General features: G+C 69.6%; 22 protein-coding genes. 7 read left to right on the top strand and 15 right to left on the bottom strand.

Translation table 11 applies throughout. The annotated features are described in order from the left end of the window. Positions 1-3: 3 nt before the first annotated feature. Together LQ940_RS20020 and LQ940_RS20015 are read right to left on the bottom strand one after the other, a co-directional pair. Positions 4-1,248 carry an FAS1-like dehydratase domain-containing protein gene (locus LQ940_RS20020; protein ID WP_231241750.1) on the bottom strand — a complete coding sequence of 415 codons (1,245 nt, stop codon included), beginning with the start codon at positions 1,246-1,248 and terminating at the stop codon, positions 4-6. Continuing rightward, positions 1,245-2,810 carry a class I adenylate-forming enzyme family protein gene (locus LQ940_RS20015; protein WP_231241749.1) on the bottom strand — a complete coding sequence of 522 codons (1,566 nt, stop codon included), beginning with the start codon at positions 2,808-2,810 and terminating at the stop codon, positions 1,245-1,247. Before LQ940_RS20015 ends, LQ940_RS20020 begins: the two co-directional genes overlap by 4 nt. 219 nt (positions 2,811-3,029) lie before the next feature. On the opposite strand from LQ940_RS20015, the gene LQ940_RS20010 reads away from it, so the two are divergent. Together LQ940_RS20010 and LQ940_RS20005 are read left to right on the top strand one after the other, a co-directional pair. Further along, entirely contained in the window at positions 3,030-3,743 is a 714-nt protein-coding gene (locus LQ940_RS20010) for an SDR family NAD(P)-dependent oxidoreductase (RefSeq protein WP_231241748.1), read from the top strand. A gap of 128 nt (positions 3,744-3,871) precedes the next feature. Beyond that, the gene (locus tag LQ940_RS20005; RefSeq protein WP_231241747.1) at positions 3,872-5,536 is read left to right on the top strand and encodes an FAD-dependent oxidoreductase; all 1,665 of its coding nucleotides are present in this window, start codon (positions 3,872-3,874) and stop codon (positions 5,534-5,536) included. A gap of 75 nt (positions 5,537-5,611) precedes the next feature. Here LQ940_RS20005 and LQ940_RS20000 read toward each other — a convergent pair whose 3' ends face one another. Then, the gene (locus LQ940_RS20000; RefSeq protein ID WP_231241746.1) at positions 5,612-5,917 is read right to left on the bottom strand and encodes a putative quinol monooxygenase; all 306 of its coding nucleotides are present in this window, start codon (positions 5,915-5,917) and stop codon (positions 5,612-5,614) included. Positions 5,918-6,126: 209 nt separating this feature from the next. On the opposite strand from LQ940_RS20000, the gene LQ940_RS19995 reads away from it, so the two are divergent. Further along, positions 6,127-6,735 (top strand): VOC family protein, encoded by a 609-nt coding sequence (locus LQ940_RS19995; RefSeq protein WP_231241745.1) that lies wholly within the window; start codon positions 6,127-6,129, stop codon positions 6,733-6,735. Positions 6,736-6,803: 68 nt separating this feature from the next. On the opposite strand, the gene LQ940_RS19990 is transcribed toward LQ940_RS19995, so the two are convergent. The 6 genes from LQ940_RS19990 to LQ940_RS19965 form a co-directional block, all read right to left on the bottom strand. Then, positions 6,804-8,378, bottom strand: a complete 1,575-nt coding sequence (locus LQ940_RS19990) for an ABC transporter substrate-binding protein (RefSeq protein ID WP_231241744.1) — start codon at positions 8,376-8,378, stop codon at positions 6,804-6,806. A 29-nt stretch (positions 8,379-8,407) separates the two neighbouring features. Further along, positions 8,408-9,433, bottom strand: a complete 1,026-nt coding sequence (locus LQ940_RS19985) for an ABC transporter ATP-binding protein (RefSeq protein WP_231241743.1) — start codon at positions 9,431-9,433, stop codon at positions 8,408-8,410. Beyond that, complete coding sequence (locus tag LQ940_RS19980; RefSeq protein ID WP_231241742.1) at positions 9,423-10,439, bottom strand: ABC transporter ATP-binding protein; 1,017 nt, start codon at positions 10,437-10,439, stop codon at positions 9,423-9,425. The genes LQ940_RS19985 and LQ940_RS19980 overlap by 11 nt, the downstream gene beginning before the upstream one ends. Before the next feature lie 46 nt (positions 10,440-10,485). Beyond that, positions 10,486-12,018 (bottom strand): ABC transporter substrate-binding protein, encoded by a 1,533-nt coding sequence (locus LQ940_RS19975; RefSeq protein WP_231241741.1) that lies wholly within the window; start codon positions 12,016-12,018, stop codon positions 10,486-10,488. 113 nt (positions 12,019-12,131) lie between these two features. Beyond that, on the bottom strand, positions 12,132-13,016 hold the full coding sequence (locus tag LQ940_RS19970) for an ABC transporter permease (RefSeq protein WP_231241740.1): 885 nt from the start codon (positions 13,014-13,016) through the stop codon (positions 12,132-12,134). Next, positions 13,013-13,966, bottom strand: a complete 954-nt coding sequence (locus tag LQ940_RS19965) for an ABC transporter permease (protein ID WP_231241739.1) — start codon at positions 13,964-13,966, stop codon at positions 13,013-13,015. Before LQ940_RS19965 ends, LQ940_RS19970 begins: the two co-directional genes overlap by 4 nt. Before the next feature lie 339 nt (positions 13,967-14,305). On the opposite strand from LQ940_RS19965, the gene LQ940_RS19960 reads away from it, so the two are divergent. From LQ940_RS19960 to LQ940_RS19950, 3 genes are all read left to right on the top strand, one after another. Next, a complete protein-coding gene (locus tag LQ940_RS19960; protein WP_231365051.1) occupies positions 14,306-14,635 on the top strand; it encodes a DUF1330 domain-containing protein in 330 nt (109 codons plus the stop codon). 135 nt (positions 14,636-14,770) lie between these two features. Then, a complete protein-coding gene (locus tag LQ940_RS19955; protein ID WP_231241737.1) occupies positions 14,771-15,583 on the top strand; it encodes a mycofactocin-coupled SDR family oxidoreductase in 813 nt (270 codons plus the stop codon). A 35-nt stretch (positions 15,584-15,618) separates the two neighbouring features. Beyond that, a complete protein-coding gene (locus tag LQ940_RS19950) occupies positions 15,619-17,082 on the top strand; it encodes an aldehyde dehydrogenase family protein (protein ID WP_231241736.1) in 1,464 nt (487 codons plus the stop codon). 77 nt (positions 17,083-17,159) lie between these two features. Here the strand turns inward: LQ940_RS19950 and LQ940_RS19945 are convergent, their stop codons facing one another. Further along, positions 17,160-18,482, bottom strand: a complete 1,323-nt coding sequence (locus LQ940_RS19945) for a hypothetical protein (RefSeq protein WP_231241735.1) — start codon at positions 18,480-18,482, stop codon at positions 17,160-17,162. A gap of 196 nt (positions 18,483-18,678) precedes the next feature. Here LQ940_RS19945 and LQ940_RS19940 point away from each other — a divergent pair, with 196 nt between their 5' ends. After that, complete coding sequence (locus LQ940_RS19940; protein WP_231241734.1) at positions 18,679-18,936, top strand: ferredoxin; 258 nt, start codon at positions 18,679-18,681, stop codon at positions 18,934-18,936. A 28-nt stretch (positions 18,937-18,964) separates the two neighbouring features. Here the strand turns inward: LQ940_RS19940 and LQ940_RS19935 are convergent, their stop codons facing one another. The 5 genes from LQ940_RS19935 to LQ940_RS19915 all read right to left on the bottom strand — a co-directional run bounded on the left by LQ940_RS19935 (position 18,965) and on the right by LQ940_RS19915 (position 22,477). Then, positions 18,965-19,456 carry a VOC family protein gene (locus LQ940_RS19935; protein ID WP_231241733.1) on the bottom strand — a complete coding sequence of 164 codons (492 nt, stop codon included), beginning with the start codon at positions 19,454-19,456 and terminating at the stop codon, positions 18,965-18,967. After that, on the bottom strand, positions 19,453-19,815 hold the full coding sequence (locus LQ940_RS19930) for a VOC family protein (RefSeq protein WP_231241732.1): 363 nt from the start codon (positions 19,813-19,815) through the stop codon (positions 19,453-19,455). The genes LQ940_RS19935 and LQ940_RS19930 overlap by 4 nt, the downstream gene beginning before the upstream one ends. A gap of 15 nt (positions 19,816-19,830) precedes the next feature. After that, complete coding sequence (locus LQ940_RS19925) at positions 19,831-20,562, bottom strand: SDR family NAD(P)-dependent oxidoreductase (RefSeq protein WP_231241731.1); 732 nt, start codon at positions 20,560-20,562, stop codon at positions 19,831-19,833. Between the two features lie 98 nt (positions 20,563-20,660). Next, positions 20,661-21,857 (bottom strand): NAD(P)/FAD-dependent oxidoreductase, encoded by a 1,197-nt coding sequence (locus LQ940_RS19920; RefSeq protein WP_231241730.1) that lies wholly within the window; start codon positions 21,855-21,857, stop codon positions 20,661-20,663. Next, positions 21,854-22,477, bottom strand: a complete 624-nt coding sequence (locus tag LQ940_RS19915; protein WP_231241729.1) for a DoxX family protein — start codon at positions 22,475-22,477, stop codon at positions 21,854-21,856. Before LQ940_RS19915 ends, LQ940_RS19920 begins: the two co-directional genes overlap by 4 nt. Between the last annotated feature and the right edge of the window lie 116 nt (positions 22,478-22,593).

Raw genomic sequence — 22,593 nt, 5'->3', positions numbered from 1 at the left:
CGGTCAGGCGAAGCGGGCGATCTCCGCGGCGAGAAGCCCCTCCAGGTCGTCCACCTCGGGCTTGGGCAGGACCACCGCGTCCGCACGCGTCGGTAGCAGCACGACGGCGGTTCCCGGGGTGGTCACCTCGCCCCGCTGGTTCGCGCAGCTGATCTCCAGGTGCACCTCGTGGCGGCCGTCGACCTGGACCTTGTCCACGACCGTGCCGCGCACCCAGGTGGTGTCCCCGATGTAGTTGAACCTGCGGTGCTCGCAGCGCAGCTTGAACAGCCAGCCGTCGTCGCCCATCCAGTCGGTGAGGGCGTGCGCCAGCCAGGTCTCGCGCATGCCGCCGTAGTCGTAGTTCATCGGGATCCCGAGCTCCTCCGCGCGCTCGCGGTCCCAGTGCAGCCGCTGCACCGTGTCGGGGATGTTGCGCGCATTGGGCGGATAGAGCCCCGGGACCTTGCGGCGGATGCGCCGGGCGATCGCGAAGGTGCCCGGCGGGGTCAGCTGCATGCCCCAGCCGATGTGCCAGACGATCAGGTCGGTGGTCGTCAGCGGCCCCTTCACCCGAGGCTGGATCTCGTCGCCTACCTCGACGTCCTCGAAGTAGCGGGTCTCTGCGCCGCGGCGGACCTCGGCGTCGTACGCCGCGTCGATCTCGGCCAGCTGCTCCTCGGTGTAGGGCTCGAAGCTGGGTCCGGAGCGGTCGTCGCTCTTCTTCGATCGGTCCTTGCTCGTGTGTCGCTCGGCGTTGATCCAGGTGCCGCGCCGCAGGCCGACCACCTCGCCGTGACCGTTCGTGTAGAGGAAGTCGTGCGTCACGTGGGCCGTGCGCCCTCCGAACCGGCTCGCCTTCTCCTGCGCCCCGACCTGCGTCCGCAGTGCCCGACACCGGTCGCCGGCCATGAGCGGTCGGTAGAACTCGAACTCCATGACGGCCTGGTAGGACCCCAGGCCCGCGAACGGGTCGCCCTTGAGCAGCTGCTTCTGCTCGGGCGTGAGGGGCCCGGCAGCGTTCTCGCCCATGCAGTAGAGGAACGTGGGCGGTGCGAGCAGCGCACCCCACCGAGTGTTCTTCGCGTACTCCGGGTCGCAGTACAGCGGGTTGTCGTCGCCGTAGCCGTAGGCGAAGTGCCGGGTGGCATCCGCGTGCACCTCGGTGATGTGCGGCGGGTCGGTCCTCAGCGGGATGCCGATCCGCGCCCGGGACCGGGTGAACGCGTCGTCGGTGAGGACGCCGAAGTCGGCGCGCTCGCCGCTCACGAGCGCGCCCCCGTCGGGACGACGTCGACGTCGTCGTGGGCGTCGCTGAAGTAGAGCTCGCGCACCAAGGGGCGGCTCACCTTGAGCGAGGGGGTGAGGGGCAGCTCGTCGACCACCCGGAGCGAGACCGGCCGCTGGTAGCTGGTGAGCCGTTCGGCGAGGTACTCCATGAGCTCGTCCTCCGTTGCAGGGGCGACCAGGGTGACCGCGACCACCGGCACCTGTCCCAGTCGCAGGTGGGGCAGGCCGAGGGCCGCGGCCTCGGCGACGGCGGGGTGCTCACGCAGCGCGTCCTCGATCACGCTCGGCGGGACCTTGAAGCCGCCGCGGTTGATCGCGTCGTCTGCCCGGCCCCGGATGAACAGGAAGCCGTCATCGTCGAGGACGGCGAGATCCGTGGTCCGCAACCAGTTGCCGTTCACGGTCGGGAGCTGGCCGCCTCGGGCCTCCAGGATGCCGGCCTCTCCCGCCGGCAGCACCTCACCGGTGTCGCGGTCGACGACGCGCAGCTCGATGTCGTGGTAGGCGCGCCCGACGCTCCCGCGTTTGTGCTCGCCCCAGGCCTTCTTGTCCTTCAAGGTCCAGCCGGCGATGGCGCCGGCGAACTCGGTCGCGCCGTAGGTGCCGAGCACCGGCACCCCGTAGCGCTGCTCGAACTCGTCCACGAGCTCGACAGGGAGCGGCGCCGAGCCCGAACCGATCGCCCGCATTCCGCTGAAGACCTCGGTCGGGACGTTCGCCTCCAGGACCATGCGGATGGCAGTCGGCGCCAGCCGCACGAAGCGCGGCTGGTGCTCGTTGACCAGCGCCACCCACGCGCCCACGTCGAACTTCTCGAGGACGGCGATCGGCCGGGCCTCCAGCGCGTTGGAGAGTGCGAAGTAGAGACCGCTGATGTGGACCAGAGAGGCCCAGAGGATGGCGTGGCCCTCGCGGAGCTGGCGGGGGCTGTGGTCCGCGTCGAGCTTCAGGCCGCCGGCCTGGAAGGCGGCCACGACCCGGTCGTAGGTCAGGTCGACCCGCTTCGGACGCCCCGTCGTCCCGCTCGTCATCATCAGCACGGCGGTGTCCGACGGAGGCAGCGGACTGGGGGCGGCCACCCAGTCGGCCGGGTGGGGCGACAGGGCCCGGTCCACGCCGCTACGCAGCGCGATGGCCAGCACCGAGCGTGCCGCGTCCCGCATCGGCTCCCTGGCCCAGTCCTCGTCCTCGGCGATGACCACGTCGGGGGCCAGGTCGAGGATGTCCTGCGCCAGGCCGACGTCGCCCAGGTGCGGACTGAGCGTGACCACCTCGCGCCCGGTGCCGACGGTGGCGATCAGCGCCGCCACCGGACCGGGGCGGTTGCGCAGGACGATGCCGATCCGGAGCACCTCGGGGTGCTCGGCGACCAGGGCGTTCAGGTCGGCGATGGCATCGGCGTAGAACGACCACTGGAACGTCGTCTGCTTGTAGGTCATCGCGATGGCCTGGGGGTCCAGGCCCAGCACCTGCTCGAGTCGGGCTTGCAGCAGGCTCGAGGCGCGCTGCGCCTGTGCGCTTCTGGCGGTTCGGACGTTCATTCACTCTCCCGGGCAGCTTCCCGCGCCGCCATGCGTCACTGGCTCCGATAGGTGGGTGGGGCCACCGGGGAGCACTTTAGTGCAATTAGGTAACTAATCAAGCGCAAGTAGCCCCGTCCTGCCGTCGCGCGCGCGCCGCAGCGGGGAAACAGTTATATTGACAACCTAATCCAGCGTGCCTCGGGAGAAGACGCGCCCCTGGCGCCGAGAGGAGTCCCCATGCTTTCCCCAGTCGCCGTCGTCGGTGCCGGTCCCGGGCTTGGCCGTTCGCTCGCTCGCCGGTTCGGTCGCGAGGGCCGCCCCGTCGCCCTGGTGGCGCGCAACGAGGAGAAGCTCGCCGCGGTGGCCGAGGACCTGCGGGCCGAGGGCCTCACGGTCGGCACCTACCGTGCCGATGTCACCGATGAGGCGGGCCTGACCACGGCCCTGCTGACCGCGGCCGCCGAGCTCGGCCCGATCGGGGCTCTCTGCTACTGCCCGGCGCCGGACTGGCCCGCGCTGCGCGCCTCGGGCAACCCGCTGGACTTCTCCGCACTGGGCTTGACCGGAGCCGCGCAGACGACGGCGAAGGCGGCCCGGGCCCAGTTCGAGACGACGATCGGGGGAGCGCTGACGGCGACCCGAGCGGTGCTGCCGGGCATGCGCGAGGCGGGGGAGGGCGTGCTGCTCTTCACCGCCGGTCGTACGGCGAACGCACTGCACCCGGAGATGGCCAGTGCCGGCATCTCCACCGCCGGCCTGAGGAACTGGATCGCCAGCCTGCACGCGGTCCTCGCGTCCGAGGGGATCGTCGTCGGCCGCGTAGCGATCGGTCGGTCGGTGATGGCGGGCAACGGCGACTGTGATCCCGATGCGATCGCGGAACGTGCCTTCCGGTTCGTCCGTGAGGACACCGGCGGCGAGATGACGATCGGCTTCGACGATGACCAGTGAATCCGCCGCGCCCGGGCGGGCAGCCAGGTCCCACTGAGCAAAACACTGTCGAGACACGACCTGCGGGTGGCGAGCACGATCCAGGTGACCGCCAGCCGGCGCACGATCGGCACACGTGAGGAGACGCAATGAGTTCGAGTTCGGACAACCGGTGGGACGAGGTCGTCGACGTCGTCGTGGTGGGCAGCGGTGCCGGTGCGCTCACCTCCGCGCTCGTCGCTCGCGAGGGTGGCGCCACGGTGCTGGTCGTCGAGAAGGCGGAGTACATCGGCGGCACCACCGCGGTGTCGGGCGGTGACATGTGGATCCCCAACAACCACCATGTCGCCGACCAGGACTCCCGTGACGAGGCGCTCGCCTACGTCACTCGTCTCTCGGACGGCCGCGCGGCCGACCCCCACATGATCGAGGTCTACATCGACTCCGCCCCCGAGGCGCTGCAGTACCTCGAGGCCCACACCGAGTACGTCTCCAAGCCGCACACCGGGCTGGACGACTACTACTCGGTCGTCCCGGGCCGGATCCCGGGGACCAAGGCCTTCCCGCGCACCTGCTCGGCGCAGCCGTATCCCGCACGCGAGCGCCTCGGCGAGAAGTGGGCCTCGCTGGTACACCCCTCTCCCTGGATCGAGCCGCAGGAAGTGTCGTACGGCGAGGGCTCGATCACCGACGAGGAGCTCGCCCGTCGCAAGCGTGATGGCTGGCGCGGGAAGGGCGGCGCGCTCATCGCGCCGCTGCTCAAGGCGCTCCTCGACCGAGAGGTGGACGTCAGGCCGTCGACCCCGGCGCGCCAGCTGGTCACCGACGACAGCGGCGCGGTCATCGGCGTCGTCGTCGGCGAGGACGGCAAGGAGAGGCGCGTCGGCGCTCGCCGTGGCGTCGTGCTGGCCTGTGGCGGCTTCGAGTGGAACCCGGAGATGGTCAAGACCTTCCTCGGGTACGACGTGCAGCCGGTCACCCCCTGGGCGAACACCGGTGACGGCCACCAGATGGCGATGAAGGTCGGGGCGAAGCTCGGCGGCATGACCGGCTTCTTCAGCTACGGCGTGATGCACGACCCGTGGGAGAAGCGTCCGGACGGCGGGCCGATGCCGCAGATGGAGATGAGCCTGGGCTCGGGCTCGATCATCGTCAACCAGCACGGCCGGCGGTTCATGCACGGCGGTTACACCTACAACGACTTCTCGCACCCGTTCAGCCACTTCGACCAGCGCAACCCGGGCTTCACGAACAAGGCTCCCGGGTGGTGCGTCTTCGGCGTCGAGCACTGGGGCAAGGGCGTGCTCAAGGACGCCCGGGTCGTCCCCGGTGACCAGGTCCGGGTCGAGGGCCCCGGCGGTGCGCCGGCCCCCGAGTGGCTGGTGGTCGCCAACACGATCGGGGAGCTCGCCGAGAAGATCGGTGTCGATCCGGCAGTGCTGGAGGAGACCGTCTCCACCTATGACAAGCATGCCGAGAAGGGCGAGGACCCCGAGTGGGGCGACCCCGCCCAGGTGCGCAAGCTCACCGGTCCGGAGACCGTGGACATCCATCCGATCGGCGAGGGCCCCTACGGAGCCATCCAGCAGTGGCCCGGCACCATCGGCACGAACGGCGGCCTGCGCATCGACCCGGACGCCCGGGTGCTCGGCAACGACCAGCCGATCGTGGACGGTCTGTACGCCTCGGGCAACACCTCCGCCTCGGTCCTCGGTGGAACCTACCCGGGCGGGGGCAGCTGTGTCGGGCCCAGCATGGTCACCGGCTACCTGGCCGGGCGCCACCTGGCCGCGAAGGCTCCGCGCGACATCTGAGTTGTCCCCTAGCGCCCGCTGCCCCGTCCGGTGATACCGGACGGGGCAGCGGCACTTCTGGGTGCAGGGCCGGCGTCACAGACCGCCGAAGGGCCCGCTCGTGGTCGGGTCGTAGGCGACCACCGAGCTGCTGACCACCTTCGGCTGGTAGGTGGCGAACCACTCCTGCTCGTGCGGCAGCTTGAGGTGCTCGACGAGGGCCTCCTTGGACTCCCAGCACTCGAAGAGCCGAAGCGTGTGCTCCTCGTCGACCGGCATCGCCCACCAGTACTCGACGCAGCCGGGCTCGGTCCGGCTCAGGCCCTGGAGCTTGGTGACGTAGGCCTTCACATCGTCGAAGTCCTCAGGAGCGAAGGTCATCGAAACGGACAGCAGCAGCATGGCGGATCTCCTCGGTGGCTGGGGACGGCGCTCCGGCGATGAGGGCCGGGCCGACTGTCGGGGACAGTAGCGACGAGGGCTCTGCTCGCCGTGGACTCGTTCTGGTGGCCGGGACGGAGCACGCTCCGACCCGCTGATCCGGATGTTCAATGAGTCACGCCCGGCCTCAGGTCGGGAGAAGTCCCAACCCCCAGAGTGGAGAGAAAGCCATGGTCGACAATCTGGTCGCGGCCGAGCCCGCGGCAGGCGCCGTGCCGACGGCGACGAAGGCCCGGATCCTTCCCCAGCGCGGACACCATGTGGCGTACGTGTGCAAGGACCACGAGGCCACCCGGCACTTCTACGAGGACATTCTCGGGATGCCGCTCATCGCCGCCTGGGCGGAGGTCAACGAGTATCCCAACTTCCCCGGCCGCCAGCTCGAGTACATGCACGCCTTCTACGCGGCCGCCGACGGCTCGACGATCGCGTTCTTCGGCTACGCCGACGAGGACGTCTACGAGTGGGGACGGCAGCGCAACAACCTGGCGCACATCTCCTGGTTCGTGACGCCCGAGGACCAGATCGCGCTCCGCGACCGGCTCGAGGAGGCGGGGCTGAACCCGTTCGTCATCGACCACTACTACTGCGTCTCGCTGTACGCGAAGGACCCCGACGGGACCACGGTGGAGTTCGTGGCCGAGCCCGAGAACGCGGCGGAGATCAACGCCGACCAGCTCGCGAACGCGCACGCCACCATGGCCCGCTGGGTCGCGGGTGACCGCAGCCCGAACAACACGTACATGAAGTGGATCTACGGGAACCACCCGAGCGCCTGAGGCACGCGAAGAGAAGAGGCTCGGCCGGGTCCCCGGCCGAGCCTCTCGTCGTACAAGTGCCCGCAGGGTCAGTCGGTGATCCAGAGGTCGGCCACCCGGGGGGCGCCCCAGCAGCACAGGCTCAGGCCGCCGACGTTGGTGTTGCTGATCAGCGACGGGACCGGCACCTCGGTGAAGACCATCGGGCGGGAGGCGATGAGCTGGTCCTGGAGCCGGTCGTAGGCCGCCTTGCGATCCTCGACGGTCGTCGCGAGCCGGCCCTCGTCGAGCGCCTTGTCGATGATCGGATCGGAGAGCGCGGCGTTCGAGACCGAGTCGCTGTGCCACGCCACCCAGAGCAGAGGGTCGGGGTCGCCGGAGAAGGGCACTCCGTGCACGACGACCTGGAAGTCACCGGTGGCCAGCACCCGGCCGATGTCGGCCATTTGGGCGTCCTGCATCTCGACGCTGACGTTGTCGTACTGCGACAGCTGGGTGATCAGGTTCTCGCCGAGCGTCGTGGTCTCGAAGGAGCCCCAGCCGGTGAAGGTGAACTCCACCGGCTTCCCCTCGGCGGCGAGCTCGTCGAAGAGCTCCTGCGCCCGCTCGGGGTCGTAGCCGTCGAGCTCCTTGGCGGAGTAGAACGGCGACTTCTCGGAGAACAGCGTGTGCAGCTGCTGGGCCTTGCCCTGGGACATCGCCTGGTTGGCCTGGTCGTAGTCGAAGGCGGCGGCCACCGCCTGGCGGGCCCGCACGTCGTCGAAGGGGGGCTTGAGGGTGTTGAACCGGAGGTAGTTCCCACCGCTGAACTCCCCGCGCTCGACCACCTTGCCCTCGTCCTCGAGCTTGGCCTGGGTGACCCGGTTGCTCTCCACGATCACGTCCGCCCCACCGCTCGCCAGGGTGTTGTAGCGCTGGTTGGTGTCGGTGATGGTGCGGATCGTGAGCTCGTCGAGGTACGGCTTGTCGGGGCCCTCGAAGTACTTGTCGTTCTTTTCCAGCTCCATGACGTCGTTCGGGGTCCAGTCGACCAGCGTGAACGGCCCTGCGCCCACGGGGTCGGTGTTGAACGCGTCGGTGCCCGCCTCGAGCGCCTTCGGGGAGGCGATCCAGGTCAGACCCGAGGTCGCGATGCCCTGCGCGAACTGGGGGATGGGCGAGACCATCGTCACCTCGAGGGTGGTGGCGTCGATGACCTCGTTGGTGGCGATCATGTTCGCGACGGTGGCGTGCAGTGGTGCGACCGCAGGGTCCTTGAGCCGGTCCCAGTTGAACTTGACGGCAGCCGCGTCGAAGGGAGTCCCGTCGGAGAACGTCGTGCCCTCGCGCAGCGTCAGGGTGAACGTCTTCCCGTGGTCGGTCGTCTCCCAGCTCTCCGCCAGGCTCGGAGTGACCTCACCGGTGGTGATGTCGGTCTCGAGCAGAGCGCCGTAGAGGGCCGCGCCCACCGCGGCGTTGGCCGACCAGGCGTTCTGCATCACGGCCGGGTCGAGCCCGCGCGGCTCGCCGGGGGCGATCATCGCGAGGGACCCGCCGGCGACCGGCTCGCCCTCTGCGCCGCCGCGGCCATCGCCGTCTGAGCCGCCGCCACCGCACGCCGCCAGCAGGAGCGACACGGTGGCGGCGGTGGCGAGCAGGCGCAACCTGCTGGGGTGCGGGGACATGGAGGGACTCCTTGGTGTTGAGACGGTGCTCAGACGGGGACGGTGACCGCTTCCTCCGGCAGGTCCGCGCTGGGGACGCCGAGCGGGAAGTGGCACGCGGCGAACTGGCCCGGGCGCACCTCGCGCACCTCGGGCTCCTCGACCGCGCAGCGGTCCTGCGCAGACGGGCAGCGCGAGCGGAAGCGGCAGCCGTCCGGCGGGCTGATCGGGGACGGGATGTCACCCTCGAGCGCGGGGCCGGCGAAGCCCTCCTCGGTCTCGAGGAGGGGCACCGAGTCGAGCAGTCCACGCGTATAGGGGTGGGCGGGGTTGTCGTACACCTGAACGGCGTCGCCGAACTCGCAGACCTTGCCGAGGTACATCACCATCGCGTTGTCGCTGACGGCCCGGACCACGCCGAGGTCGTGGGCGATGAAGACGATGGTCAGGTCGTAGGCCGCCTTCATCTCCTCGAGCAGGTTGATCACCTGTGCCTGCACCGAGACGTCGAGCGCCGAGACCGGCTCGTCGCAGATGAGCAGCTTCGGCTCGACAGCCAATGCCCGGCCGATGGCGACGCGCTGGGCCTGGCCTCCGGAGAGCTGGCGCGGCAGCATGTCGGCGAAGCGCGCGGGATCGAGCCCGACCTGGTTCAGCACCCGCTCGGCCGTCTCCTCCTGGACCTTCTTCGAGGCGCCGGCGATGTCGAGACCCTCGACGACGACCTCCCGCACCTTTCGTCTCGGGTTCAGCGATCCGACCGGCTCCTGGAAGATCATCTGCATCTCCCGGCGCAGCCGGCGCAGCTCCTTCGGCTTCGCTTCCTCGATGGCCTGGCCGTTGTAGCGGATCCGGCCGCCGGCGATCGGGTCGAGACGCAGCACCGCGCGTCCGGTGGTGGACTTGCCACATCCGGACTCGCCCACGATGCCCAGCGTCTCTCCGGGCATCACGTCGAAGCTGATCTTCGCGACCGCCCGGAGCTTGCCGGCCTTCGTGCGGTACTCGACCTCGAGGTCCTCGACGGTGAGCAGCGCGTCGTCGCCGCGCAGGTGAGCGCTTCCGCTACCGGCCAAGGAGAACACCTCCATCAGGGGCCGTCTGGACGACGGCGGGGTTGTGACAGGCGACCCAGTGGTCGGTGCCCACGCTGAGCAGTGCGGGCATGGGGTCGCTCGGGCACTCCGGCAGCGCGTGGTCGCAGCGGGCCGCGAACCGGCAGCCGGGGGGTGGCGCGACCGGGTTCGGCAGGCTGCCCTGGATCAGCCGGAGCGGCGTGTGCCGCTCGTGGTCCACGGTCGGCGTCGCGCCGAGCAGGGCACGGGTGTAGCGGTGCTGGGGGCTGTCGAAGATCGCGCGGGTCGAACCCACCTCGGCGATCTTGCCGGAGTACATGACCGCGACCCGGTCGGTGCGGCCGGCGACGACGGCGAGGTCATGGCTGACGAGCATGAGCGCCATGTGGCGCTCCCGCTGGATCCGGCGGAGCAGGTCGAGGATCTGGCGCTGGATGGTGACGTCGAGCGCCGTCGTGGGCTCGTCGGCGATGAGCAGCTCCGGCTCGCACGCGAGCGCGATCGCGATCATCACCCGCTGCCGCATACCGCCCGAGAGCTCGTGCGGATAGTTGTGGATCCGGCGTTCCGGATCGGGGACGCCGACCTCCTTCAGGAGGTCGAGCGCGCGCGAGCTGGCCTCGCTACGCGACACGCCGAGATGCTTGCGCATCCCCTCGGTGAGCTGTCGGCTCACCTTCACCACGGGGTTGAGCGACCGGCTCGGGTCCTGGAACACCATCGCGATCGAGTTGCCCCACAGCGCCTCCTTGCCCTTGCGGGAGAGCCCGAGCAGGTTGGTGCCGCGGAAGAGCACCTCACCGGTCAGCGAGGCGTACGAGGGCAGCAGACCCATGACCGCCCGCGACATGACGGACTTGCCGGATCCGGACTCGCCGACGATCCCGAGCGCCTGTGCCTGGTGCACATCGAAGGAGACCCCGTCCACGGCGTGCACCGGGCCGCGCTGGCTGCCGAAGTAGGCATGGAGGTTGCGGACCTCCAGCAAGGGTTGTGTCTCTGTCATCTCTGTCCCATCTCCTGTGAGCGGTGGGCGCCGGCCCCGATCGGATTCATTCGGCAATCCAGAAGTCCTCGACCTTTGGCGTGCCCATGCTCTGCTGGTCCACGCCGCCGACCTTGTCTCCGAAGATCAGCGCCGGCTCGGGAACCGTGTAGAAGATGGCCGGACGCTTCTCGATCAGCAGGTCCTGGAACCTGTCGTAGGCCGCCTTGCGCTCCTCGAGGGTCTTTCCGAGACGTCCCTCTTGAAGGACCTTGTCGATCTCGGGGTCGTTGACGACCCGGCCCAGGGTGGAGGTGCTGATGAAGTTGATCGACAGGCGCGGCTCCGGGTCGCCGGTGAAGAGGGCACCGTTGACGGCCATGTCGTAGTCCCCGGTGGCGAGCGACATGCCGATCGCGGAGATCTCGATGGTGCGCATCGTCATCTTGACGTTGTCGTACTTCGACAGCTGGGTGATCAGGCTCTCGCCGAGCTGGGCGATCTCGGTGGAGCCGTAGTTGAGGAACTCGAACGTGACCGGCTTGCCTTCGGCCGCGAGCTCGTCGAAGAGCTCCTCGGCCTTCTCGGGGTCGTAGGCGTCGAGCGTCTTGTCGGAGTAGAACGGGGAGTCCTCGGTGAACAGGGTGTGCGACATGGTGCCCTTGCCCTGGTAGAGCACGTCGTTGAGGACGTCGAGGTCGATCGCCGCTGCTACCGCCTGACGGGCGCGGACATCGTCGAACGGGGGCTTGAGCGCGTTCAGACTCATGTAGCTTCCGCCGCTCACCAGGTCCGAGACGACGTGGTAGCCCTCGGCCTCGAGCTTGGACCGGGTCACCGGGCTGTTCTCCGTGATCACGTCGGCGCCGTCGCTGATCAAGGTGTTGTAGCGCTGGTTGGTGTCGATCAGGGTGCGGATGACGAGCTTGTCGAGGTACGGCTTGTCCGGGCCTTCGAAGTAGTTCTGGTTCTTCTCCAGCTCGATGACGTCGTTGGGGGTCCACTTGACGAGCGTGAACGGTCCCGCGCCGACGGGGTTGGCGTTGAAGGCGTCGGGACCCGCCGCGAGCGCCTTGGGCGAGGCGATCCAGTTCATCGTGACCTGCACGATGCCCTGGGCGAACTGCGGCGTCGGCTCGACCATGGTGACCTTGAGGGTGGTGTCGTCCACGACCTCGTTGGTCTCGACCATCGCCGCGACCGAGGAGTGAGCCGGTGCGATCGCCGGGTCCTTCATCCGGTCCCAGTTGAACTTCACCGCGGAGGCGTCGAGCGGCGTGCCGTCGGAGAACGTGAGGCCCTCGCGAAGCTTCAGGGTGAAGGTCTTGCCGTTGTCCGCGGTCTCCCAGCTCTCGGCCATGTGCGGGGTGATCTCACCGGTGGCCGAGTCGGCGTACAGCAGCCCGCCGTAGAGGGCTGCTCCGACTCCGGCGTTGTACGCCCATTGGCTCTGCATGACGGCGGGGTCGAGACCCCGCGGCTCACCGTTGGAGATGAGGGTGAGACTGCCACCGGAGACCGGGCCGCCCTGGGCGCCCTCGCCTTCGCCGCTGCTCTCGGTGCCGCTGCAGGCGGCGAGGGCCAGCGTCGCAGCTGACACCGCAGCGAGAGTCCGAAGGCGCTTGTTGAGCTTCGTCAGCATTGACGTTCTCCTTGCTGGACTCGGGGGCCTCGACGGGTTCGTCTGGTGGGGTGGATCGTGGTGACTGGGGATCAGTCCTGCATCGTCTTGTCGAACCTGGTACGCAGGTGGTCGCCGGCCTGGTTGAGGGCGAACACCGTGAAGAAGATGAACAGCGAGGGCACGGCGACGAGGTGGGGGTTGTCGGCGAGGAAGTCCTTGCCGGAGTTGACCATCCCGCCCCAGCTCGGCCGCGGCGGTGGGATCCCGAGGCCGAGGAAGCTGAGCGAGCCCTCGGCCACGATCGCGGCTGCGACGACGACCGGCAGGTAGGCGGCGAGCGTCGGGAGCACGTTGGGGAGGACCTCCTTGAGGAGGATCCGACTGTGGCCGGCGCCCATGTTCTGCGCGGCCCGGACGAACTCGCGTCGCGACCAGGCCAGCGTGTTGGCCCTGGCCAGGCGCAGGAACGTCGGGATCGCCAGCACCGAGAGACCGATCAGGATGGTGCGGGCGCTCGGGGTGAGGATCGCCGAGATCGCCAGGAGCAGGATGATCGGGGGGAAGGCGAGCATCACGTCGCCGATGAGGGTGATGACGGCGTCGACCTTCTTGCCGAAGTAGCCGCCGAGCATGCCCAGCGTCGCACCGACCACGAGGCCGACCAGGCACGCCACCACGCCGATGACGAGCGAGACCTGCGCCCCGTAGATCGCGCGGGCGAACAGAGAGCGGCCCTGGTTGTCGGTGCCGAGCACGAGGTCCAGATCGCCGAACTGCGGCGACTGGCGGCTGGCACCCACCGGGCTGGAGTAGTCGGCCAGCGGGAGGAGGTCCGCGAAGATCGCCAGCAGCACGATCAGCCCGAGCCAGAAGTAGGAGAGGTAGACGAGGATCGAGTGCGGCTTGCGCGGCGGCGACACCGTCGGCTTGGCGATGAGGATGTCGAGGGTGGCCTGGGCGGGGATGGTGGTCATGCTCGTGCTGCCTTCCGGACGCGCGGGTCGAGGAAGCCGTAGCTCACGTCGACGAGCATGTTGACGACGACGTACGCGACGGCGATGAAGGCCACGGCACCCTGGACCGTGACGATGTCTCGGGTCGTGATCGACATCGCGATCAGCTGGCCGAGACCGGGGAAGCCGAAGAGCGCCTCGACGATGACGGTGCCGCCGATCAACCGGCCGAGGTTGATGCCGGCCAGGGTGATCAGGGAGAACGACGATGGTCGCAGTGCGTGCCGGAAGAGTACGTAGAGCCAGCTCATGCCCTTGGCGCGGGCCGCTGCGAAGTAGTCCTCGCGCAACGTCGCCAGGAGGTCGGATCGCAGCACCCGGTAGAACGCGGCCGTCTCGATCAGGCTGATGGCGAGCGCCGGAAGGATGATGCCGCGCAGGTTGTCCGCGAGGCCGTCCCCGATCCAGCCCCAGCCGGCGACCGGGAGCCAGCCGAGCTTGAGGGCGAAGAAGTAGATCAGCAGCGGGCCGGCGATGAAGGCCGGGACCGACAGCAGCACCGAGGTGAAGGCGCCGATGGCGCGGTCCAGCGCGCTTCCCGGCTTCCAGGCCGAGAGCACCGCGAGGATGATCGCGCTCACCAGGGCGAGGAAGAGCCCGACGAAGGCGAGCTCCAGTGTCACGGGGAGCCGCTCGCTGATCGCGGTCATCACCGGGCGGTCGTTGATCGGCGAGGTGCCCAGGTCGCCGGTGACCGCATTGCCGATCCAGGTGGTGTACTGCTGCCACAGCGGCTCGTCGAGCCCGAGCTCCGCGTTCAGGTCGGCGACCGCCTCCGGCGTCGCGTTCTCGCCGAGGATGACGTCGGCGGCGGAACCGGGCGCGAGGCTGAGCAGCCACACCACGGCGACCGTGACGAGCACGACGACGAGCAGGCTCCGACCGACGCGCTGAAGAACATTGAGTGTCATGTGAGCTCCGCTTCCTCCGAGAAGGTCTGGCCTGCCCGGCGGCTGGTCCGTGGCCGCGTCAGCGGCGACCTCGGAAGGGGGCGTCGTACAGCCTGTGATGTGTGCCACGCGGACGCTACGACTGCGAACGCCATAATGTCAATAATTATCTACCTCATTCTGGGAAGGTTGTGGGTGCGGCTGGAACTGGGCGCTAGTGGGCGAGCAAGCGGTCCGCTGGCCGGGACGGAGAGGCGCGCGGCGAGGCCCTCCGGCCTACCCTCGCCAGCCCAGCGGCACCGCTGGGCGCCACCGAGAGGAGGTGGACCACGGAGAGGTAGGCCGATGGCACGCGGATACGTGATCGCCCACTACCAGGCGGTGCACGACCCCCAGGGCATGGAGCAGTATGCGAAGGCGGCCATGCCGGTGCTTGCCGAGCACGGCGGGCGCGTCATCGTCGCGGAGACCGCGGCGAGTGTCGTCGAAGGGGATGCGTGGACGTCGGCCCAGCTGGTCGTCATCGAGTTCGACTCGGTCGACGCCGCCAGGACCTGGTACGACTCGCCCGGCTACCAGGCCGCACGCGCGTTCCGTCAGGCGTCTGCCGAGTGCGAGGTCATGATCGTGTCCGGTTTCGAGCCGCCCCAGGCTTCGAAAGTGTTCCGGTCGCCGGGACGGCCCTGCTGATCGGTTCGCTCCCCGTACCTAGTGTGCGACGGATCACATGATCCTCAGGGAGGCAGTGGCTGCCGGTCGCGTGCTGACCACGCCTGCCGCCAGCGGCACCACCCCCATGACGATCCACTCTTGACGGGAGCAGACATGACGGGTCGAGTTGCAGGCAAGGTCGCCTTCATCACCGGAGCAGCGCGGGGGCAGGGTCGTGAGCATGCCGTGCGCCTGGCGGAGGAGGGGGCGGACATCATCGCGCTCGACCTCCTCGGGCCCATCGAGTTCGCGCGGTACCGCGGGGCCACCCAGGAGGACCTGGACGAGACGGTCCGCCTGGTCGAGAAGACGGGCCAGCGCATCATCGCCCGCCAGGGCGATGTCCGCAGCCTGGAGAGCGTGAAGGCGGTCGTCGACGAGGGCGTGGCGGAGTTCGGCAAGCTCGACGTCGTCTGCGCCAATGCCGGGATCATGCTCCTGCACACGTGGGACGAGGGCACTCCGGAGCTGTGGCAGACCACCATCGACACGAACCTCACCGGTGTCTGGAACACCGTCATGGCGACGGCACAGCACCTCATCGACGCCGGCGGCGGCTCGATGATCCTCACCAGCTCCTCCGCCGGGCTGCGGGCGCAGGGCTTCCTGAACCCCTATGTCGCTGCCAAGCATGGCGTCGTGGGCATCATGCGGGCGTTCGCACTCGAGCTCTCGCAGCACAACGTCCGGGTCAACACGATCCACCCGACCGGTGTCATGACCGAGATGGTCAACGGGCTGGCCGAGGCCTTCCCGGGCTTCCTCGCCAAGAACCCGCGGCTGGCGGCGTCGGCCATGAACATGCTCGACGTCCAGATCATCGAGCCCATCGATCTCGCCCACGCGGTGGTGTACCTCGCCAGCGACGAGGCCCGGTACGTCACGGCCACCACGATGACCGTCGACGCCGGCATCACCCAGCACTGATTCCAGGAGATTCCATGATGATGACAGTGCACACCGTGGAGCACGCAACCCGGATGCTGGTGGGCGGCGAGCTCGTCCAGGCAGAGGGCGGGGCCACCTACGCGGTGGAGAACCCCGCCACGGGCGAGGTGATCGCGCAGGTCGCCGACGCCTCGGCCGCCGACGTGCAGGCCGCGATCACGGCGGCGCGTGAGGCCTTCGACACCAGCGACTGGGCCACCGACCGTGCCCTTCGCAAGCGGGCGATCCTGCAGCTCAAGGACGCCATGGAGGCCGAGCGGGAGCTCTTCCATGAGGAGCTCATCCTCGAGGCCGGCTCGCCGCGGCTGCTCCTGGGCAGCCAGTTCGACGAGCCCGTCGCCGACGAGCTCGGGTGGCCCGCGGAGTACATCGACCGCTACCAGTGGGAGCGTCAGGAGGCGGACGCGACCCACCCGTTCACGGGCGCATCGACGCACCGGTACGTCGTCAAGGCTCCGCGGGGAGTGGTGGCTGCCATCACCGCGTGGAACTTCCCGGTGCAGATCGTGCTGACGAAGATCGGTGCCGCGCTCGCGGCCGGGAACGCCGTGATCATCAAGCCCGCCATCGACACGCCTCTGACGGCGCTGCGGATCGCGCGCCTGGTGGTGGAGAAGACCGACATCCCGGCCGGGATCCTGCAGGTGGTGACGACCTCGGACAACGCCGTCGCGGACCTGCTGAACACCAGTGCGGACGTCGACATGGTCACGTTCACCGGCTCCGGTGCGGTCGGCGAGCACATCCTCAAGGCCGCCGCGCCCACCTTCAAGAAGGTGGTGCTCGAGCTCGGTGGCAAGTCGGCGGTCATCGCCCTCGAGGACGCCGACGTGGCCGCAGTCGTGGGCACGGCGATGAGCGGGTCGATCATCCACGCCGGGCAGGCCTGCGTGCTCGGCACCCGCTTGCTGGTCCAGCGCCCGCTGTACGACGCGGTGGTGGCCGGCCTCACCCAGGCCTTCGCCGCGGTCAGCCCCGGCGATCCGCACGAGCCGAGCACGCTCACGGGGCCCATCGTGAACGCGAAGCAGAAGGAGCGGATCCTCGGGCTCATCCAGCAGGGCGTCGCCGAGGGCGACCGCCTCGCCGCGGGCGGCGAGGCGGTCGACCAGCCCGGCAACTGGGTGCAGCCGACGCTCTTCGTCGACGTCGACCCGGACGGGACGGTGGCGCAGACCGAGTTCTTCGGACCCGTGCTGGCGGTGATCCCCTTCGACACCGACGACGAGGCCATCCGCATCGCCAACAACTCACGCTACGGGCTCTCGGGGTACGTGATGTCGGCGAACGCCGAGCGCGCGCACGCGATCGCGAGACGGGTCCGCTCCGGCACCATCGGGGTCAACGGTGCGGGCTTCACCGGAGCGGATGTCCCGTTCGCCGGGTGGAAGGCGTCCGGGTCCGGGGTCCAGGGCGGCCCCGAGGGCTTCGAGGAGTACGTGCAGTCGAAGACCATCGGCACGCCGTTCGATCTGTAGGCCGCACGAGAACAGCCACACAAGCAGGCCGCGCCACCCAGTCGGGTGGCGCGGCCTGCTTGTGGTGACGGGCTCGGTCAGACCGGGTAGCGCTCCGTGAGCCACGACACGACCCGCTCGGCACCCTCGATGATCGGCTCGTCTCTCGGCTCGGTCCGCGCGTGGGCGTAGTGGTCGCCGTCGACGAAGACCAGCGTCTTGTCCGCTGCGGCGGCGTTGTCGTGCATGCCCTTCGCCTCGTGCGGGAGGATCCCCTCGTCCGCGGTGTAGCTGACGACGAGCACCGGCTGGTCGACCTTCTTGATGTTCTCCAGCGCCGACGCGCGCGAGGACAGGCCGGACCACGTCGAGAGCCACGCCTCGGGGGTGACGACCGAGGAGAACCCGCCGAGGAACCAGTTGCCGATGTGCGGGTCGGGGTGCAGCAGCGACCCGACCACGCGGGTGGACGGGTCGATCGAGAGGTCGGCGTAGGCGGGGTTCGCTCCCACTCGCGCGACCGTGAGGTACTGCGACGACGTCGCCAACCGGGTGATCTGGAGGCGCTCCTCGAACGGAAGCTCGGCGAACGCCGGGTCGGCCATCTGCTGGCGGTGCTTGCGCTTGCGGTCGATGATCTCCCGCGCCATCGCGTCGAGGCGCTCGCACCTGGCCACCTGAGCCGCGCGGTAGCGCTCGAGGAACTCCGGGGTGTAGCTGCTCGACTGCGGAGGCTCGCGGTAGCCGTTCTCGGGGTTGTACATGTCCAGCGAGGGGTCGCAGGACAGCGGGTCGCTCTCGTCGGTGACCGAGGGGTCGAGGTTCTCGAGCCCGAAGACGCCTTCGCCCACGTGGGCTGCGAAGAGGATCAGGCCGTCGGCGGGAGGCAGATCCAGGGCGTTCAGGTCGTACGGGTCGCCGGCCGGGGTGTCGGTCAGCCGGTTCGGGGGCTGGGTGTTGGCCTGGGCCTGGTAGAACGTCGACAGGCTCCCGCCGCCGCTGTTGCCCAGCAGGACGACCTTCTCGAAGCCCATCTTGCGCAGGTACGCCACCTGGGCCGCGATGTCGGCCAGCAGGTACTCGTGGACGCAGTAGGAGTCGTTGTTGTAGGTCCGGCCCATCGCGCCGAAGACGGCGAACCCGGCGTCGAGCAGGAACGGCGCGAGGTACGGCGAGGGGAAGCCCGCGCGCGGGTGGTTGAAGACCACGGCGGTCTTCTCGCCGCCACGCGTGTACAGGATGCCCTGGGAGTGTCCGTAGTCCTCCGCCTGCAGGCGGACCGGGGTCTGCTGGGTGTCCTCGGGAAGTGCGAAACGGGTCGAGCCCCACAGCGAGATCGGCTCCGTGTCGAAGGGCGTCTCGGCATCGCTGCGGGCGAAGCCCAACGAGCTCTTGTTCTTCATGACCGGCTTGACTGCCACGCGCAGCACCTCTCTGGAATGAACTGACTCATTAAACGGTACGAGCAACCTATGCCCCAGGACCGCTGACGACGGAGGGATGTGCCGCCCGGCGGGACGGTGCTTCCCCGTCCCACCGAACGGGATGTCCACGGCATCGGGAAGGAGCGCGCCGCTAGCGTCCGTGGGGACGACCACGTCAGACACGGAGGTGTGCATGAAGGTTCACGTCGACATCCAGGCCTGCAGTGGTCACGCGCGCTGCTGGGACGCCGCGCCCGAGCTGTACCGGCTCAATGACGAGGGCTACAACGAGTCCGACGCCACCGAGATCGGGCCCGACCGGGTCGCCGAGGCGAGTCGGGGTGCGCTGGCGTGTCCCGAGCGCGCCATCAGGCTCGTCGACGAGACCGGTGCCGAGGTGGGCGAGACGGACCTCGTCGCCTACGCCGGCCTCCCCGCGGCGCGAGCCTGAGCGGAGCGGCTGCCGGCGGCCCGTCGTGCTAGCGGCCAGGTGCTCCGAGCTCGTCGCCGTCCCACCAGCGCTGGTGCCACGCGCGGGAGGTGGCCGAGACCGGCTCGACGATGACGCCCGAAGGCGAGCGCAGGTAGGCGAAGGCTCCATAGCCCTCCTCAGGTGACGCGCCCGCCATCTCGAGCGCCCAGCCCGCCGCGAGCTGAGTGCTCACCGTGGCGGCGACGTCGTCGACCCAGACGCCGAAGTGATGCAGTCCGGCGCCGAGCGCCGCGTCCCAGATGCTGCCGACGGGTCCGTGCGTGAGCTCGATGTGGATCGGCCCCGCCACGGACTCGGTCATCGCGATCTCGAAGTCCCGGTATCCCTGCCCCGGGACCCACGGGCGCATGGGGATGTGCAGCGGAGGGGCCCAGTCCAGGCCCATCGACGCCGAGAGGTCGGCCATCGACGCCTCGACGTCGGCCACCCGCAGGCCTACGTGGAAGAGGTCTCCGAAGGGTGCCGGGTTGCCGATCATGACTGCGCTTCCGTTCGCTTGTAGATCATCAAGAAGTTGCCGGCCGCGTCCTCGACGAACGCCCGGCGGTCGGTCCCGTCGTCGTACGGCGGCGTCACGATCGTGCCGCCGCCCTGCTCGATCGCGTGCGCCAGGACGTCGACGTCCTCGGTGCGCATCCCCAGCATGTTGCGTCCTCCGGCGGCGCCGTCGGGTGGGCTCGCGTTGAGACCGATGGCCAGCGGGCCGCCGTCGACCATCGCGTAGGTCGCACTGATGCGGTGGAGCAACGGGAACCCGAGGGTCTCGGTGTAGAAGCGGAGCGCATCCTCGAGATCGTCCACGGGAAGAACGATCACGGACGCCTGCTGCTTGCTCATGTCTCTCCTAGTTCGTCAGCGCGGGATGAGGCCGGTCACGACGCCGCCGTCGGCGACGAACTCGGAGCCGGTCGAGAACGTGGCGTCGGCGACGCAGAAGAGCACCATCCGGGCCAGCTCCACGGGCTCGGCGAGGCGCGGCATCGGACGGGCCTTGACCCGCTCGCTCATGTCGGAGCGCGAGGAGGCGCGGGTGTTCACGACGCCCGGGTGCACCGACAGCACTCGGATGTTGTCGTCGGCGAGGTCGAGGGCGGCGGCCTTGGTGAGTCCGCGGACCCCCCACTTGCTGGTCGCGTACGCCGAGATGCCGTAGCTGCCCGTCAGACCCGCGACCGACGAGACGTTGACGATGACCCCGCCGTGGGCCTCGATCATCTGGGGACTGACCGCCCTGATGCCGAAGAACGGGCCATCGAGGTTGATCGACATGATCCTGCGCCAGTCCTCGGTCGACGTCTTGTGGATGGGGCCGGCCGCGCCGACCCCCGCGTTGTTGACCAGCACGGTGATCGGCCCCAGGTCGGCCGCGATCGCGGTGGTCGCCCGGGCCCACGCGTCCTCGTCGCTGACATCCAGCGGGTAGAACTGCCCGCCGATGTCGGTGGCGAGCTGCTTGCCCTCAGCCTCCACGATGTCGCAGACGGCGACCCGCGCGCCCTCCTCGGCGAGGATCGTCGCGATCGCGGCCCCGATGCCCTGGGCCGCGCCGGTCACCAGAGCGACCCTGCCGTCGAGCTTCCCCATGGTCGTCTCCTTCGCTGGAACGGCTGTCATTGTGTCGTCGGGAGTGGACGCCCGAGCTGCGTCGTTCCGCTGGCCGGGTCGTCGGTGGGGGATCGGGGTCAGCGGGCCTCGGGGGGCCAGGTGGCCTCGCCGCGGCGCATCTTCATCCGCTCCTTGACGAACAAAGGGGCCGCGCCGATCGAGACCGCCGCGTGCTGCTCGCCGCCGGAGCCGACGAGCGCCAGGAACTTCACCGGAGGGCCCGCCTCGTCCACCACGAAGACGACCTCGTCGCCGGGCCGGACGTGCCCGGCGATCTGGAACCTGCGGCCGTGCTGGTCGGTCCACGCGTACGGGATCTCGGCCACGCTGGTCGGGGTGCCGGTGAGGGTCTTCGCGACGGCCGTGGCGTGCTCGGTCGCAGCGGTCCAGTGCTCGGCCCGGACCGCCTCGCCGTAGCCGAGGTGGTGCCAGCGCGCCACGTCCCCGACGACGTGGACGCCGTCGACGCCGACGGCGGCGAGGAACTCGTCGCTGACGACTCCGTCGTCGAGGGTGAGCCCGGACCCCTCCAGCCACTCGACGTTGGGGACGGCGCCGATGCCGACGACGACGACGTCCGCGGGTACGACCTCCCCGGTGGCCAGCCGGACTCCTCGGACCCGTCCGCCCTCGGTGTCGACGCCGGCGACCGTGGCGCCGAGGCGGAGCTCCACGCCGGCGCCGCGGTGCAGCGCCGCGACCCGCTCGGCGACCACGTCGCCGACGACCCGCTGCATGAGCACGGGCAGGCTGTCGATGATCACCACCGGCAGACCAAGCATGCTGGCGGAGGAGGCCACCTCGCACCCGATGACGCCGCCGCCGATCACCGCCACGCGCGGGCCTTCCGCGAACGCGTCGCGCAGCGCCATCGCGTCCTCCAGAGACCGCAGCACGTGCAGCCCGGCCGGGGTGCCCGACTCGCCGTGCGGCAGCTGCCGTGCCCGTGCCCCGGTGGCGATCACCAGCTCGTCGTAGCGGAGGGCCTCGCCGGAGCTGAGCGTCACCACGCGCCGATCGGTGTCGAGCGCGGTGGCGCTCACCCCGAGTCGCAGCTGCGCCTCGAGGCCGGCCAGACCCGCATCGTCGAGGAGTCGGACGTCGTCGGGCTCGGACTTGCCGAGGAGGAGGTCCTTGCTCAGGGGTGGGCGGTCATAGGGCGGGTGCAGCTCGTCGCCGACCAGCGTGACCGAGGCGCCGCTGCCCTCGCGGCGCAGCGCCTGGACGGTGCGGACGCCGGCCAGTCCGGCACCCACGACGACGATGTGGCTCACGCGCTGTCTCCTGTCGATCGGGTCGCCCCTGCCGGCTCGGCGGGGAAGATCCGCTTGGAGCCGAGGACCAGGCCGACCCCGGCCACGACGCCCAGCACGATCGCGACACCGAACCAGCTCCAGCCGTAGAGGCTCCACTCCAGGGCGCCGTCGATCGACCAGGAACCCGGGCCGATCAGCGCGATCACGGCAGCCACGACGCCCAGGATGCCGACGTACTCCCAGCCGCCCTTGAAGACGAAGAAGCCCTTGCCCCGGTGGTCGGTGATCGCGGCACTCGTCATCAGCGCGACCCATCCCGCGCACGCCAGCGGGGTGAGGAAGCCGGCGATCAGGAGGAGGGCGCAGCCGATCTCGGTGACGACGGCCAGGCGGGCGTGGAGCCAGCCCGGGTGCAGCCCGAGGTTCGAGAACCACTCCGCGGTGCCCGACCACGACCTCGCCTTGTTGACCCCGTGGTAGACGAGCATCGCGCCCAGCGCGGTCCGGAGGATCATCAGGCCGGCGTCGTAGTAGTCCAGGAAGTTCGGGTCGTCCCAGTAGTTGTTCATCGTGAGCGGCTGCTTCCCGTCGTCGAGGCTCGGAGCGGGCGTGAGCCCCGAGGTGCGGATGCTAGGCATCGCGCGGGGTGGACGGGGGGCGCCCGGCCCGATCAGCGGGACATCGCGGAGGCGACGACGCTGCGCCGGGGTACTCCTGCCCGTGGACGCCCACGCGCCCGCGAGATCGGTTGACC

The sequence above is a fragment of the Nocardioides sp. cx-173 genome (assembly GCF_021117365.1).
Taxonomy (GTDB): Bacteria; Actinomycetota; Actinomycetes; order Propionibacteriales; family Nocardioidaceae; genus Nocardioides.
Note: the sequence above shows the minus strand (reverse complement) of the source record. Positions and strands in the feature narration are given on the sequence as shown.

What these genes read in the sequence shown, in the direction of transcription:
- LQ940_RS19970 (WP_231241740.1), bottom strand. Translation starts at nt 13,016, where the DNA reads ATGACCACCATCCCCGCCCAGGCCACCCTCGACATCCTCATCGCCAAG.
- LQ940_RS19990 (WP_231241744.1), bottom strand. Translation starts at nt 8,378, where the DNA reads ATGTCCCCGCACCCCAGCAGGTTGCGCCTGCTCGCCACCGCCGCCACC.
- LQ940_RS19925 (WP_231241731.1), bottom strand. Translation starts at nt 20,562, where the DNA reads ATGGGGAAGCTCGACGGCAGGGTCGCTCTGGTGACCGGCGCGGCCCAG.
- LQ940_RS19995 (WP_231241745.1), top strand. Translation starts at nt 6,127, where the DNA reads ATGGTCGACAATCTGGTCGCGGCCGAGCCCGCGGCAGGCGCCGTGCCG.
- LQ940_RS19940 (WP_231241734.1), top strand. Translation starts at nt 18,679, where the DNA reads ATGAAGGTTCACGTCGACATCCAGGCCTGCAGTGGTCACGCGCGCTGC.
- LQ940_RS19955 (WP_231241737.1), top strand. Translation starts at nt 14,771, where the DNA reads ATGACGGGTCGAGTTGCAGGCAAGGTCGCCTTCATCACCGGAGCAGCG.
- LQ940_RS19965 (WP_231241739.1), bottom strand. Translation starts at nt 13,966, where the DNA reads ATGACACTCAATGTTCTTCAGCGCGTCGGTCGGAGCCTGCTCGTCGTC.
- LQ940_RS19935 (WP_231241733.1), bottom strand. Translation starts at nt 19,456, where the DNA reads ATGATCGGCAACCCGGCACCCTTCGGAGACCTCTTCCACGTAGGCCTG.
- LQ940_RS19915 (WP_231241729.1), bottom strand. Translation starts at nt 22,477, where the DNA reads ATGCCTAGCATCCGCACCTCGGGGCTCACGCCCGCTCCGAGCCTCGAC.
- LQ940_RS20015 (WP_231241749.1), bottom strand. Translation starts at nt 2,810, where the DNA reads ATGAACGTCCGAACCGCCAGAAGCGCACAGGCGCAGCGCGCCTCGAGC.
- LQ940_RS20010 (WP_231241748.1), top strand. Translation starts at nt 3,030, where the DNA reads ATGCTTTCCCCAGTCGCCGTCGTCGGTGCCGGTCCCGGGCTTGGCCGT.
- LQ940_RS19980 (WP_231241742.1), bottom strand. Translation starts at nt 10,439, where the DNA reads ATGACAGAGACACAACCCTTGCTGGAGGTCCGCAACCTCCATGCCTAC.
- LQ940_RS20005 (WP_231241747.1), top strand. Translation starts at nt 3,872, where the DNA reads ATGAGTTCGAGTTCGGACAACCGGTGGGACGAGGTCGTCGACGTCGTC.
- LQ940_RS19930 (WP_231241732.1), bottom strand. Translation starts at nt 19,815, where the DNA reads ATGAGCAAGCAGCAGGCGTCCGTGATCGTTCTTCCCGTGGACGATCTC.
- LQ940_RS20000 (WP_231241746.1), bottom strand. Translation starts at nt 5,917, where the DNA reads ATGCTGCTGCTGTCCGTTTCGATGACCTTCGCTCCTGAGGACTTCGAC.